Source organism: Kosakonia sp. AG348, from assembly GCF_003337365.1.
Classification (GTDB): domain Bacteria; phylum Pseudomonadota; class Gammaproteobacteria; order Enterobacterales; family Enterobacteriaceae; genus Kosakonia.
Window position 1 is genome coordinate 570030 of sequence record NZ_QPJR01000004.1, and the last position, 13206, is coordinate 583235.

Genomic DNA, 13206 nt, shown 5'->3' on the forward strand with positions numbered 1-13206 from the left:
TGGATTGCGGCAGTTCACAGCCACCCCCTGTGTTAAGTAAGGAGGCTATTCTGGCAGCGAGCAGGCGATTGCTACGTGAGTGGCATCACATGAATGGAAACGGTTACATCCGTTTTGTTAATGATTGTGATCCAGATCGTTATCTGGATGTGCGAGCCAATGATGTCCCTGCAGCACGTGCGGTCAATTGCCGCCATAGCCATTCCATTGGCCCCTGACGAAAACGCCTGAGCCAGAACAGAGAGAAGAGGATATTTACGGCCCACACCGCCGGCACAAAGGCCAGCAGTTGCAGGCGGTCGAACTGCATAAACAGCCCGACACGATTGAATAAGGTGATACAGATTAGCGTTTGCAACAGGTAGTTAGTGAGCGCCATGCGTCCAACGCAGGCAATAGCATTGACCAGTTTATAACCGCAGATCTGCGGCCAGAACCCCCACGCCAGCGCCGCATAACCCACCGCCTGTAACGGCGCGCCAAGTTCGCGCGGAGCCTGCAGAAGAAAAGCGCACCAGCGATACGACCAGCCAAGCTGCCACTGGGCAATAATCGCCGGGATGTTGATCAGTAACCCTAAGCCAATCAGCAGCGCACCCGTCCGGCGGTAATGGCGCAGGCTGAATTGCCCTTTCAGCCAGCCGCTGCGCATCAGCGCCGCGCCTGTCAGCATCATACCCGCCAGTTGCCAGCCATATTGCGCCCCCAGCGCCAGAAGCGCGTTAGAGAGCATATCCGCACGATTACTGATGGCCTCCCCGATACTGCCGCTGACTCGCCACCAGGTCTCGTACTGCACATTCGCCGCATCCGGCAACCAGGAGCGGTTCGGTTGCGAACCGGAAATTCCCCCCAGCAACAACAAAACCGCAATGCCAATCAGGTACAGCACCACACCAGTGTTAAACATCGTCTTCACGTTCTGCGCATCTCGCACCATGCGCCAGGCAATCAGCCCCACCAGCCCATAAGCCAGCAGAATATCGCCATCCCAGAAAAAGAGACCATGAATGAAACCGAGCAGCACCAGCAGCGTCAGGCGCGACTGGATCCAGCGCTTACCGCGCGGCAGCAACATTTGCAGACCCGCACCGAACAAAATGGCAAACAGCGAGAGGAATTTCACCTGCGCGAAGAGATCGAGCAGCGCCCAGGTCCAGGCATCCGATGCCGTGATGTCGCCGTACCAGGCAGGGTTAAGGTAGGCCGCCTTTGGCAAACCAAAGGCGGTGATATTCAGCAAAAGAATACCGAGAATGGCGATGCCACGAATAAAATCCAGCGTGACATTCCTCTCCATGTCGGCGGCTCCAGCGAATTAGTTAGTGTGGCGGACTGCGCGCAGGAACTCCTGGCGGGTATTCTGGCTCGACTTGAACAAGCCACCGAGCGAAGTGGTCGTCGTCGCGCTGGTCGCGTCGCGGATGCCGCGCGCTTTCACGCAATAATGCACCGCATCAATAGAAACCGCGACATTGTTAGTGCCGAGCAGCGTTTGCAGCGCGGTCAGGATCTGCTGCGTCAGTCGCTCCTGCACCTGCGGGCGCTGCGCAAAAAACTGCACGATACGGTTGATTTTCGACAGGCCAATCACCGAATCCTTCGGAATATAGGCAACGGTGGCTTTGCCGTCGATAGTGACAAAATGGTGCTCACAGGTGCTGGTCAGCGTGATATCGCGCACCGTCACCATTTCATCGACTTTCATTTTGTTTTCAATGACGGTGATCTTCGGGAAGTTAGCGTAATCGAGGCCGGAGAAGATCTCATCAACATACATTTTGGCGATGCGATGCGGCGTTTCCATCAGGCTGTCATCATTCAGATCGAGATTCAGCAGTTGCATAATCTCGGTCATATGCCCGGCGATAAGGCGTTTACGGGATTCGTTATCCATTTGCACCGGTGGGCGCAGCGGCGTTTCCAGACCACGGGCAACCAGAGCCTCGTGAACGAGTGCCGCTTCTTTACTGAGTGATGACATGTTTTTTATTCTCCTGCAGGTGTGGCGAACTTCGCGTTGTTAACGCAAAGTGAGCGAACATTGTGCGTGAGGTCGCGCACATAATCCAGCCCTGGCGGCGATAATTATTGAAATCGCTGCCGCCTTTCAGGCCGTGCGTTTCCAGACTAAAAGCCCGCCAATGACCAGGGCAATTGCCGCCACGCCTAGCGCCGGTTCAAGCTGCTGCGTAAGCCAAGTGGAAAGCGCGGAAGTCATAGGACCAACCAGTTGCCCCATCGCATAGCCGGTGGTCAATAACCCGGCCATATAACGTGTGTGATTGGGCGCGAGCTCGCGTCCATACAGCAGTGAGAGCTGCACGGCGCAAAGAAATCCGCCGCCCACCAGCAACGCACCGCACACCAGCCCGCTCATCCCCGGCAGCAACCATGCCGCCAGTACTCCCGCACCCTGCAGCCACAGCACCACCGCCAGCCGCTGATGGCTGTGACCAACGTGGCGCAGCAAAATACTTAGCGCAATCCCCACTACCGCTGCGGCACCGAACACCGGCCAGACAAACTGGGCAAACAGGCTGCCAGGAAAGCGCAGTGCCGCCATTTGCGACAGAAACGTCGCCGGTAAGATATAGCCAAATCCGGCCAGGCTGTAGCTCCAGACCAGCCGTTTAAGATCGGTGGTTAACTGTAGCGGCTGCGGCTTTTCGCCCGGTCGATGCCACTCGCCAGGACGCGGCAAATAGCGAGCAATCAACGCCACCAGCAGCAGCGCCAGCACACCATACACCTGCCAGGCGGATGCAGCGCTTAAGCCTTTTGCCTGGATCGCCACCGCCAGCAGACCGCTTAATGCAATGCCCGCACCCGGCCCGGCGAATACCGCGGCACTCAGTCCTGGCTTGCCGGCATGTGCCAGCCGATCGTTGGTCCAGGCGGCAATCAGCACCATCGCCCAGCCGCTCATTGCGCCAATCACCAGGCGCAACGCGCCGTGAAGCAGCGCGTTATCGGCAAGTGAAGAGAGAAAAGTGAGTGCCACCGCGCCGCCAATCCCCAGATAGAGACGGACTTCGATATGTCGCTGCGCGCGCATTGCGTCCCAGGCACCAAGCAGATAACCGAGGTAGTTAATCGCCGCTACCAGCCCGGCGCTGGTCAGGGTCAGTTGCTCGTCGCGGATCATCAACGGCACCTGCGGCGTGAAGGCAAAACGCCCGATTCCCATCGCGACCACCAGCACAATAAATCCACAAAGCGCCACACGTTGCGCCATTAGCGCCCCCAAATGTTAACGTAAAGTTATGTTTATGATGCAGTATGTTGCGTTTGTGCGGAAGTGAAAGTTACTCCCCGCAAAGGGAATAGCCTGTATGATGACAAGAAGTCACCTTACTTTGTCTGTAAAAAATTCTAAGGAGCCCCGCATGGAAATGCTTGAAGAGCACCGCTGTTTTGAAGGCTGGCAACAGCGCTGGCGCCACGACTCCGCCGTACTGAACTGCACGATGACCTTTAGCATCTTCTTACCGCCGCAATACAGCGCAACACCGCCGGTGCTGTACTGGCTCTCCGGTCTCACCTGTAATGACGAAAACTTCACCACCAAAGCCGGTGCGCAACGCGTAGCCGCAGAGTTAGGCATTGTGCTGGTGATGCCGGATACCAGCCCACGCGGTGACGATGTCGCAGATGCAGAGAGCTATGACCTCGGCAAAGGCGCAGGTTTTTACCTCAACGCCACCGAGCAGCCGTGGGCGGCGCATTATCGTATGTATGATTACCTGCGCGATGAATTACCGACGCTTATCCAGTCGCAATTTAACGTCAGCGACCGCTGCGCTATCAGTGGTCATTCGATGGGCGGCCACGGCGCGTTGATCATGGCGCTGAAAAACCCCGGCCGTTATACCAGCGTTTCCGCCTTTGCACCGATAGTGAACCCGATGCAGGTGCCGTGGGGGCAAAAAGCGTTTCGCGCTTATCTGGGCGAGGATGCGCAACAATGGCGTGAATGGGATAGCTGCGCGCTGATGCTGGAAAGCAACGAAACTGACGCGATCCCAACGCTTATCGATCAGGGGGATAATGATCAGTTCCTGGCCGATCAACTCCAGCCCGCGCGGCTTGCGGAAGTGGCACGGCAAAAATCCTGGCCGCTGACGCTGCGCATCCAGTCAGGCTACGATCACAGTTACTTCTTTATTGCTGCGTTTATTGAAGATCATCTGCGCTTCCATGCGCAGCATCTGCTGAAATAGCGGGAGTCCCGGCGGCGTCCTGCTGCCGGGCTTTCCATATCAGAAGCGGTAATCCAGCGCCATAAAGTAGCGGCGGCCATCTTCGTTGTAGCTGTAATCGTCGCGGCTGAGATCCTTATCGCCAAGGTTAAGCACACCCGCGCGCAGCTTGACATTTTTTGTCGCCTGCCATGCGCCGCCCGCATTCCAGATAACGTAGCCACCCGGTGTTACGCCCTGCGATACGGCGCGTTTTTCCCCGCTGTAGTTGGCAGAAACATAGAATGACCAGTCCTGCGTGGCTTGCCAGTCCAGCGTGCCGTTGGCGGTGTGGAACGGCAGATCCTGCAACGGTTTGTTGCCGCCACCGCTCAGGTTGCGTCCATCGTTATAGGTGTAATTCAGCGTCAGCTTCCACGCTTCATCAAACGGGATTTTCACCTCGGTTTCCACACCCTGAATCCGCGCTTTATCAACGTTGTAGTAACGGAATACCGGCACCAGTACGCCGCTGGCATTACGCTCAAAACCGACGAAGTTAGCGTAACCCGGTGCTTCGCTCAGGCTCGACGTACGGCTGATATTGATCATGTCGTCAATATTGTTCTGGAACGCCGTTACGCTGCCCTGCACGCCTTCCAGCCAGCCCTCTTCCCCGCTGTAATAAAGCCCCAGTTCAAAACTTTCGCTGGTCTCTGGTTTTAGCTCCGGGCTGCCAACAATGCGGCAACCGCCCCGGCAGGAGTTGGTGGCCCAGTCCGGGCTGAGCTGCAACAGAGAAGGCGCTTTAAATGCCGTCGCCCAACCGCCTTTCACGGTCAGCGTATCGGTGGCGCTGTAAACCAGGTAAGCACGCGGACTCCAGTGATCGCCATAGGTGTCGTGGTCATCCATACGGACACCGGTGGTCAGCGCCAACGGCTCGAAAATACGCCACTCATCTTCAACAAACAGCGCGTACTGGCTGGTCGAGGTTTCGCTGCTGTCGCCGCCGGTCAGGTTAACAGGATCTTTTAACTTGTCGTGGCGCCACTCGCCACCCAGCGTAACGAGCTGATTATATTGCCCCAGCGGCAGCACCACTTTGCCGTCGAGCGTGTTGCTTTCCGAACGAATTGTGCTGCTGTTACCCTGGTTTTTGTTATCGATCTGTTCACCGTAGAAACGTAGTTCACTGTTTACCTCACCCCAGCGGCCATTGTGCGCCAGCGAGTAGTTTTGCCGGTCAAGGCGGTTTTTATCCAGCGAATCAGAGTTTCTGTCCTGGCGGTCGTAGCCATATCCGGCGGTAAAATCGTGATCGTCGGTTGGCGTCCAGGCAAACTCAACGTTGCCATCACGGCTGGTGAAACCTTCAATACGCGGCGATTGGCCGCTGGCATCCGTTTTAGAACTCTGCTGGCCATCTTTTTCGCGTTTCGCCACGCTACCAAAGGCTTTCAGCCCAAGCACCCCATCTATCAGCGGGCCGCTGGTGTAGAACTGACCGTTCCAGGTATCGCCGCGATCGCGATGCTGCTGAACCGTGCTATCCGCAGTAATCGTGCCCGTCCAGCGCTGGCCGATTTTTTTAGTAATGATGTTCACCACGCCACCAAGGGCGTCCGAACCGTACAGGGAAGACATCGGGCCGCGCACCACTTCAATGCGCTCAATGGCATCGACCGGGATCCAGTTAAGGTCAAAATCGTTATGGCGGAAAACCGCATTACGGGAGTTGACGCGCTTACCGTCAATCAGGATCAGCGTGTAGCTACTGTTGAGGCCACGCAGGCTGACGCCTTTACGGTTGTCCCCTTCGTTGGTGAGCTGAACGCCAGGCACCTCTTTCAGCACATCTTTCAGGTTTTGCACCGGCTTGCGCTGCAAATCGTCCTGGGTGATCACGCTGATACTGGCGGGTGCGTCTTTCAGGTTCTGTTCCGTTGCCGACGCGGTAACCACCAGCGTTTCGCCATTCTCTACGGCCATTACCGGCAGCGCTAAAGAAAGTGCGGACGCGCAGAGGCCTCCCCGGACGATGGGATTCAAGGTAAACATTCCATAACTCCATGAGGTAAAAACAAAAAATTGCGAGGAATAGTGCTCACATACTGCCAAATACGTCAGCGTTACATTGACCCTGACAAGGAAATTATTGGCCTTCGGGCGCAGAAAGCCCGGGCAGACACCCTTTTTATTCAGGCACTTACATTAATTTAAGTGATAATGATTATCAATTGCGTTAAATTAAAGTTATGTAAATTATCGCAGCGGGAGGGAATGTTGGCAGGGGCAAAAAAAAGCCCTCCATACAGAGGGCTAAAGAGTGAATTTATTTCGTGAAACGTTCCGGGAACTCCATTTCACTATAACGCACGAAACGGGTTCCTTTGGAAAATTTATAGCCTAACCAGATAATAAGGAACAGCGGGATACCGATATACGTCGCCGCAACGGCGCCCCAGTCAATACTGTCTGCCAGGAAAGCCTGATAGTTCTGTCCAAGCGTGATGATGAGGCACAAAGCGAAGGCGAAAATCGGCCCCAGCGGGAAGAAACCCGAACGGTACGGCAGGTTATCCAGCGAATGCCCCTGCGCCACATAGCCACGGCGAAAACGGTAGTGGCTAATGGCAATCCCCAGCCAGGCAATAAAACCAGTCATACCGGAGGTGTTCAGCAGCCATAAATACACGGTCTGGTTGCCAAACATTGAGGTCAGGAAGCACAGCGCGGCAATCACCGTGGTGGCATACAGCGCGTTACGCGGCACGCCGCCTTTCGATAATTTCGCGAAAATGCGCGGCGCTTTGCCGTCACACGCCAGCGTGTAGAGCATACGCGTGGAAGCGTACATACCCGAGTTCCCCGCCGACAGCACCGCCGTCAGGATCACCGCGTTCATCACCGCCGCCGCCGAGAGCAGACCCGCATGCTCAAACACCAGCGTGAACGGGCTGACGCTGATATCTTTCACGTCGTTGCGCAGCAAGCTCGGATCGGTGTACGGAATAATCAGGCTGATAATTAAAATCGCAAACACATAGAACAGCAGAATACGCCAGAACACCTGGCGCACCGCGCGCGGGATGTTCTTCTCCGGATCTTCCGATTCCCCCGCCGCGATACCAATCAGCTCAGTCCCCTGGAAAGAGAAACCGACAATCATTGCCACACCGATCATGGCGGAAAAACCACCGGCAAATGGCGCATCACCAATCGTCCAGTTGCTCCAGCCCGCCGGTTTTTCCCCCTGGAAAATACCGACAATCATCATCACACCAACAATGATGAAGATAATGACGGTGGCGACTTTGATCAGCGAGAACCAATACTCCGCTTCACCAAAGCCTTTCACTGAGATGTAGTTAAGCAGGAAAATCACCGCGAGGAACAGCGCGCTCCAGATCCAGCCTGGCGTGTCCGGGAACCACCAGGTCATGACTAATTGCGACGCCACAAGGTCAACGGCGATGGTCACCGCCCAGTTGTACCAGTAGTTCCAGCCCAGCGCGAAGCCGAACCCCTCTTCAACATATTTTTGACCATAGGTGGAGAACGAACCGGAAACCGGCATAAACGCCGCCAGTTCACCGAGGCTGGTCATCAGGAAATAGACCATCAGGCCAATCAGAATATAGGAGAACAACGCGCCGCCGGGGCCCGCTGAAGAAATGGTCGCCCCTGATGCGACAAACAAACCTGTACCGATGGAACCGCCAATGGCGATCATCGTCAGATGACGCGCTTTGAGTTCTCGACGAAGCGTGGGCGCTTCTGTGGTTTTAGTTTCGGAAACCATAAGAAAATGCTATCCATCCAAAAAATGAGGCGCGATTGTAGCAAACGAAACGCAGGCCTTCCGGCATAAAACGCCTCTTATTAGAGACCTTCATGATCGGCAACGGATTATAAGTAAAGCAGTGAATGGACGATGTTGCGAGGCGGTAAATAAGCTCCCGCGCGGATACGGGAGCAGAAAGATCAATTCAGACCGCGTACCGAGGCGATAAACTGCTGCAGTTCCGGTGTTTTCGGCTGCGCGAAAAAGTCCTTGCTGTCACCCTGCTCCCAGACTTTTCCCTGATGCATAAACACGACGCGGTCACCCACTTCGCGGGCAAAGTTCATTTCATGGGTCACCAGAATCAGCGTCATCCCTTCACGAGCAAGCTGCTCCAGCACGCGCAGCACCTCACCGACCAGTTCCGGGTCCAGTGCCGAGGTGATTTCATCACACAGCAGCACTTTCGGTTTCATCGCCAGCGCACGGGCAATCGCCACGCGTTGCTGCTGACCACCGGAAAGATTGGCCGGATAGTAGTCGATACGCTCGCCAAGCCCCACTTTCTCCAGCATCTCAATGGCAAGGCGACGGCACTCGTCAGCAGGCAATTTCAGCACCCGGCGCGGTGCCAGCATCACGTTTTCCAGCGCCGTCATATGCGGGAACAGATTAAAGCTCTGGAATACCATTCCCACTGAGCGGCTTATTTCACGCGCCTGCGATTCCCGGTCGGTTACCGTCATACCACCCAGTTTGATGCTGCCATCCTGGTAGCCTTCCAGCCCGTTCATGCAGCGCAGTAAGGTGCTTTTGCCCGACCCGCTGCGGCCAATAATCGACACCACTTCGCCCATTTCAATGTCGAGGCTTACGCCCTTCAGCACATGGTTGTCGCCATAATATTTCTGCACTTCATTAATGGTGATGAGCGGCATGGAATTTCTTCTCCAGATAGCGGCTGTAGCGCGACAGCGGATAACACAGCAGGAAATAGCCCAACGCCACCAGCCCGAACACTTTGAATGGTGCAAAGGTGACGTTGTTAAGCATGGTGCCGGCTTTGGTGAGTTCGACAAAACCGATAATCGACGCCAGCGCGGTGCCTTTAATGACCTGCACGGAAAAGCCCACCGTCGGCGCAATGGCGATTCGAATGGCTTGCGGCGCAATCACGCGAAACAGCGTTTGACCAAAACTCAGCCCCAGACAGCGGCAGGCTTCCCACTGCCCTTTTGGCAGCGCGTTGATGCTGCCGTACCAGATATCAAGCAGGAAGGCGCTGGTAAACAGCGTTAGCGCCAGCGTCGCCGCCGTCCACGCGCTGACATCAATACCAAACAGCGCAAGGCCAAAAAAAGCGAGGAACAGTTGCATCAATAGCGGTGTGCCCTGAAATAACGCGGCATAGGCGCTGATAAACCGTTTTGGTAAGCGCCAGCGGCTAATGCGCAACACCAGTAGCGGCAGCGTTACCAGCGTGCCGCAGACGAAGGCGATCAGCGACAACAGCACCGTCCAGCGCGCCGCCAGCAGCAGGTTGCGCAGAATATCCCAGTCGGTAAACGTACTCATCAGCTCTCGCTCCCCAGCCATTTGCGCCCGATTGCCAGCAGTAGCTGGCGCATCAACAGCGACAGCATCAGATACAGCAACGTGGTGACAAAATAGACTTCAAAACTTAAAAACGTGCGCGACTGAATCAGGTTGGCCATAAAGGTCAACTCTTCATAAGAGACTTGCGACACCACCGACGAGCCCAGCATGACGATAATGCACTGGCTCACCAGCGCCGGATAAATGCGTTTCAGCGCGGGAGGCAAAATCACCCGTAAAAAGGTTTGCGATTTGCTAAGCCCCAGTACGCGGGCGGCTTCCCACTGCCCTTTCGGCGCCACCTGGATCCCGGCGCGGATAATTTCCGTGCTGTAGGCACCGAGGTTAACCAGCATGGCGATCAGCGCCGCTTCACCGGCGGTGAGTTTCAGCCCGAGGCCCGGCAAACCAAACACAATAAAGAACAGCTGCACCACAAATGGCGTGTTGCGGATAAGCTCAACGTACGCGCCCCAGATGGCACTTATCACGCCGGGTTTACCGCTACGCAGCGCCGCACCGACGATGCCTATCGTCACACCGCCAACCGTCGCCAGCGTGGTTAAGGTCACCGTGGTCCAGAGCCCAGCCAGCAGCTCCGGCCAGAACGGCCAGAGCGCAGCGAAATCAAGCGATGTCGTCATGCGTTACGCGCCAAAGTTGGCCGGTAACGGCGCCTGCATCCATTTCTGTGACAAGGTGTTGAGCTCGCCCTCTTTCAGCGCCTGCTCAACCAGCTTGTCGACTTCCGCTTTCAGCGCTGGTTCGTTTTTCATTAGCCCGATATAGCACGGCGAATCTTTCAGCATAAACTGGCTGACCGGCGCTTTTTGCGGGTTCTGCCGCGCAATTGCCGCCACAACAACGTTACCGGTGGCGAGATACTGCACCTGGCCGGACATATAAGCAGAAAGCGTGGTGTTGTTATCTTCGTAGCGCTTCACGTCGGCATCTTTCGGCGCGATATCGCTCAGCACCATGTCTTCCACGGCACCGCGGGTAACGCCGATAGATTTGCCGCTTAACGCTTTCGCATCGGTCACCGTGGCCTCTTTCGGGCCAAACACGCCAAGGAAGAACGGGGCATAGGCACGGCTGAAGTCGATCACTTTTTCGCGCTCCGCATTTTTGCCAAGGCTGGAAATCACCAGGTCAACTTTATGCGTTTGCAGATACGGCACGCGGTTGGCGCTGGTTACAGGCACCAGTTGCAGTTTCACCTTCATGCCTTTTGCCAGATATTCGGCCATATCAATGTCGTAACCCTGCGGTTTGAGATCGGTGCCAACAGAGCCAAACGGCGGAAAATCCTGCGGTACTGCCACACGCAATACGCCGCGCTGCTGAATCTCCTGTAATTGATCCGCCATCGCCTGCGAGGCACAAGCCATCATCACTGTCGCCATCGCTGCGGCCTTTATCCACGTTTTCATCATCAACACCTCATCGCATATGAAACAAAAGATTCTTTGAATCACTTTCTGCAACTAATGTGCCAATACGATATATTCTGGCGGAACGCGGCATGCGGGGAGTTCAGGGATGAATCGAAGGTTGCAGCGCTGCGTCTGCACCACCAAAACGGTGCAGACGCCTGCTGATGGTGCAATCAAATCTCGCAGTAGCGAATAAAGCGGTTTAATGCGCTGGAAAGGTGTTTCTGACGATGGTGGATACGCCACAGCGTGCGCACCAGACGGGGCAGCGGAACCGGCACTTCCACTAAGCTACCGGTTTCAAGCTGTTCAGCAATGACGCGCCGCGACAGGCAGCTAATGCCCAACCCGTGGCGCACCGCATGCTTAATGGCTTCTGAGTTGCCAAGCTCCATGCCCAGGTGAAACTGCGGCAAATGCGAGAGGAGTAAATAGTCGACGATTTCGCGTGTGCCGGAGCCGCGCTCGCGCAGGATCCACGGCGCAGCGGCGAGTTGCTCCAGCGTTACGCGCCCTTGCAGCAGCGGGGATGACGGCGGTGCAAACACCACCAGCTCATCTTCCATCCACGGCTCGGCGATAATTTCCGCGGTGTGGCACGGGCCTTCGATTAAACCGATATCAACGCGGAAATCCGCTACCGCATTGATCACGTCCTGGCTGTTACCCACGCTCAGTTCCAGCGGCAGATCGGGGAAATCGCGGCGGTAGTGGGCGATCACCTCCGGCAGGATGTAATTACCAATCGTGCTACTGGCGAATACGCGGATGGCACCGTTATCTTCGCGAAACAGTTGCTCGATTTCCGTCGCCTGTTCGAGCGCTGCCAGCGCGCGAGGATAGAGCAAACGCCCGTGTTCATTCACCACCAGTCGTTTACCCACGCGGTCAAACAATTGCACGCCCAGCTGGCCTTCAAGATCGGTCAGTGCCGCGCTAACCGCAGATTGCGAGAGCGCTAACTGCTGCGAAGCCTGGGTGGTGGAGCCGCTTTTCAGCACTTCAGCAAAGACTTCAAGCTGGCGTAACGTTATATGCATAGAGGTCGCTTACCACTTATAAAGATTAATTATAAATATATAATCAATTTTACCTTTAAACCAGTTCGCCTTAACCTTTTCTCCATTGAGAGGAGAAGGTTATGACAGAAATCACGTTACAGACTCGACGCCATCCGGCATGGCATTTTGTTCCCGGCTTGTTGTTGACCGGCCTGATTACCGCCGCCGCATTATGGCTTGGCGCTATCCCGTCGGTCGCAGGCCTTGGGCTGAGCGCCTTAACACTGGCTATTCTTATCGGCATGCTGCTTGGCAACACGCTCTACCCCGCCTGGCACCATCGTTGCGACGGCGGCGTACTGTTCGCTAAACAGCACCTGTTACGACTGGGGATCATTCTTTATGGTTTTCGCCTGACATTTTCGCAAATTGCCGACGTGGGGGTCAGCGGTATCGCCATCGATGTGCTGACGCTATCGAGTACTTTTTTGCTGACCTGTTTTCTTGGGCAAAAAGTATTCGGGCTGGATAAAAAAACCAGCTGGCTGATTGGCGCAGGCAGCAGTATCTGTGGCGCGGCAGCCGTGCTGGCAACCGAACCGGTGGTCAAAGCGGAAGCCAGTAAAGTGACGGTCGCGGTCGCCACTGTCGTGATTTTCGGCACGCTGGCAATCTTTATTTACCCGGCGCTCTACCCGCTGGTTGGTCACTGGTTTAGCCCAGAAACCTATGGCATCTGGGTAGGTTCAACGGTACATGAAGTGGCGCAAGTAGTTGCCGCCGGTCATGCCATCAGCCCGGAAACGGAAAATGCCGCCGTGATTGCCAAAATGCTGCGTGTGATGATGCTGGCACCGTTTTTACTGCTGCTGGCCGCACGCGTTAAACAGCTCAGCCCGCAGCAAGGGGCAGAAAAAAGCAAGCTGACCATTCCGTGGTTTGCGCTGGGCTTTGTGGCTGTCGCGGTGTTTAACTCGTTCCATCTGTTGCCGGCATCGATGGTGAACATGTTGAATACGCTGGATACGCTGCTGCTGGCGATGGCGATGGCGGCGCTGGGATTGACCACACACGTCAGTGCGCTGAAGAATGCCGGGGCAAAACCGCTGGTCATGGGGCTGATTCTGTTTGTCTGGCTGATTGTCGGCGGGGGAGCCATTAACCTGGCAGTTCATCACCTGATGGCATAAACCACTACATCTCCT

12 protein-coding genes are annotated in these 13206 nt (G+C 55.7%); 2 read left to right on the forward strand and 10 right to left on the reverse strand.

All coding sequences use genetic code 11. The annotated features are described in order from the left end of the window. Positions 1-139 precede the first annotated feature (139 nt). From yeiB to DFO56_RS13005, 3 genes are all read right to left on the reverse strand, one after another. Positions 140-1300, reverse strand: coding sequence for a DUF418 domain-containing protein YeiB (gene yeiB / locus DFO56_RS12995; RefSeq protein ID WP_045514146.1), 1161 nt, complete (start codon positions 1298-1300; stop codon positions 140-142). A gap of 18 nt (positions 1301-1318) precedes the next feature. Continuing rightward, the gene (gene folE / locus DFO56_RS13000; protein WP_017459784.1) at positions 1319-1984 is read right to left on the reverse strand and encodes a GTP cyclohydrolase I FolE; all 666 of its coding nucleotides are present in this window, start codon (positions 1982-1984) and stop codon (positions 1319-1321) included. Between the two features lie 126 nt (positions 1985-2110). Next, entirely contained in the window at positions 2111-3238 is a 1128-nt protein-coding gene (locus DFO56_RS13005) for a YbfB/YjiJ family MFS transporter (RefSeq protein ID WP_045514143.1), read from the reverse strand. 151 nt (positions 3239-3389) lie between these two features. Between DFO56_RS13005 and fghA the strand changes: the two genes are divergently transcribed. Next, positions 3390-4223, forward strand: a complete 834-nt coding sequence (gene fghA / locus DFO56_RS13010) for an S-formylglutathione hydrolase (RefSeq protein ID WP_045514141.1) — start codon at positions 3390-3392, stop codon at positions 4221-4223. A gap of 39 nt (positions 4224-4262) precedes the next feature. Here fghA and cirA read toward each other — a convergent pair whose 3' ends face one another. From cirA to yieE, 7 genes are all read right to left on the reverse strand, one after another. Continuing rightward, complete coding sequence (gene cirA / locus DFO56_RS13015; protein ID WP_045514138.1) at positions 4263-6242, reverse strand: catecholate siderophore receptor CirA; 1980 nt, start codon at positions 6240-6242, stop codon at positions 4263-4265. 274 nt (positions 6243-6516) lie between these two features. After that, entirely contained in the window at positions 6517-7986 is a 1470-nt protein-coding gene (locus DFO56_RS13020; protein WP_020454390.1) for an amino acid permease, read from the reverse strand. A gap of 182 nt (positions 7987-8168) precedes the next feature. After that, positions 8169-8906, reverse strand: coding sequence for an amino acid ABC transporter ATP-binding protein (locus DFO56_RS13025; RefSeq protein ID WP_020454391.1), 738 nt, complete (start codon positions 8904-8906; stop codon positions 8169-8171). After that, positions 8887-9543 (reverse strand): amino acid ABC transporter permease, encoded by a 657-nt coding sequence (locus DFO56_RS13030; RefSeq protein WP_045514135.1) that lies wholly within the window; start codon positions 9541-9543, stop codon positions 8887-8889. Before DFO56_RS13030 ends, DFO56_RS13025 begins: the two co-directional genes overlap by 20 nt. Further along, a complete protein-coding gene (locus DFO56_RS13035) occupies positions 9543-10208 on the reverse strand; it encodes an amino acid ABC transporter permease (protein WP_020454393.1) in 666 nt (221 codons plus the stop codon). Before DFO56_RS13035 ends, DFO56_RS13030 begins: the two co-directional genes overlap by 1 nt. Before the next feature lie 3 nt (positions 10209-10211). Beyond that, positions 10212-10997 carry a transporter substrate-binding domain-containing protein gene (locus DFO56_RS13040; RefSeq protein WP_045514150.1) on the reverse strand — a complete coding sequence of 262 codons (786 nt, stop codon included), beginning with the start codon at positions 10995-10997 and terminating at the stop codon, positions 10212-10214. A 176-nt stretch (positions 10998-11173) separates the two neighbouring features. Beyond that, positions 11174-12040: a DNA-binding transcriptional regulator YeiE gene (gene yieE / locus DFO56_RS13045; RefSeq protein ID WP_045514131.1), complete on the reverse strand. Its 867-nt coding sequence runs from the start codon at positions 12038-12040 to the stop codon at positions 11174-11176. Positions 12041-12141: 101 nt separating this feature from the next. On the opposite strand from yieE, the gene DFO56_RS13050 reads away from it, so the two are divergent. Then, a complete protein-coding gene (locus DFO56_RS13050) occupies positions 12142-13191 on the forward strand; it encodes a YeiH family putative sulfate export transporter (RefSeq protein WP_045514128.1) in 1050 nt (349 codons plus the stop codon). Positions 13192-13206: the final 15 nt, after the last annotated feature.

Bases quoted from the DNA above. Each gene is read 5' to 3' on its own strand.
- yeiB (WP_045514146.1), bottom strand. From the start codon at position 1,300: ATGGAGAGGAATGTCACGCTGGATTTTATTCGTGGCATCGCCATTCTC.
- folE (WP_017459784.1), bottom strand. From the start codon at position 1,984: ATGTCATCACTCAGTAAAGAAGCGGCACTCGTTCACGAGGCTCTGGTT.
- DFO56_RS13005 (WP_045514143.1), bottom strand. From the start codon at position 3,238: ATGGCGCAACGTGTGGCGCTTTGTGGATTTATTGTGCTGGTGGTCGCG.
- fghA (WP_045514141.1), top strand. From the start codon at position 3,390: ATGGAAATGCTTGAAGAGCACCGCTGTTTTGAAGGCTGGCAACAGCGC.
- cirA (WP_045514138.1), bottom strand. From the start codon at position 6,242: ATGTTTACCTTGAATCCCATCGTCCGGGGAGGCCTCTGCGCGTCCGCA.
- DFO56_RS13020 (WP_020454390.1), bottom strand. From the start codon at position 7,986: ATGGTTTCCGAAACTAAAACCACAGAAGCGCCCACGCTTCGTCGAGAA.
- DFO56_RS13025 (WP_020454391.1), bottom strand. From the start codon at position 8,906: ATGCCGCTCATCACCATTAATGAAGTGCAGAAATATTATGGCGACAAC.
- DFO56_RS13030 (WP_045514135.1), bottom strand. From the start codon at position 9,543: ATGAGTACGTTTACCGACTGGGATATTCTGCGCAACCTGCTGCTGGCG.
- DFO56_RS13035 (WP_020454393.1), bottom strand. From the start codon at position 10,208: ATGACGACATCGCTTGATTTCGCTGCGCTCTGGCCGTTCTGGCCGGAG.
- DFO56_RS13040 (WP_045514150.1), bottom strand. From the start codon at position 10,997: ATGAAAACGTGGATAAAGGCCGCAGCGATGGCGACAGTGATGATGGCT.
- yieE (WP_045514131.1), bottom strand. From the start codon at position 12,040: ATGCATATAACGTTACGCCAGCTTGAAGTCTTTGCTGAAGTGCTGAAA.
- DFO56_RS13050 (WP_045514128.1), top strand. From the start codon at position 12,142: ATGACAGAAATCACGTTACAGACTCGACGCCATCCGGCATGGCATTTT.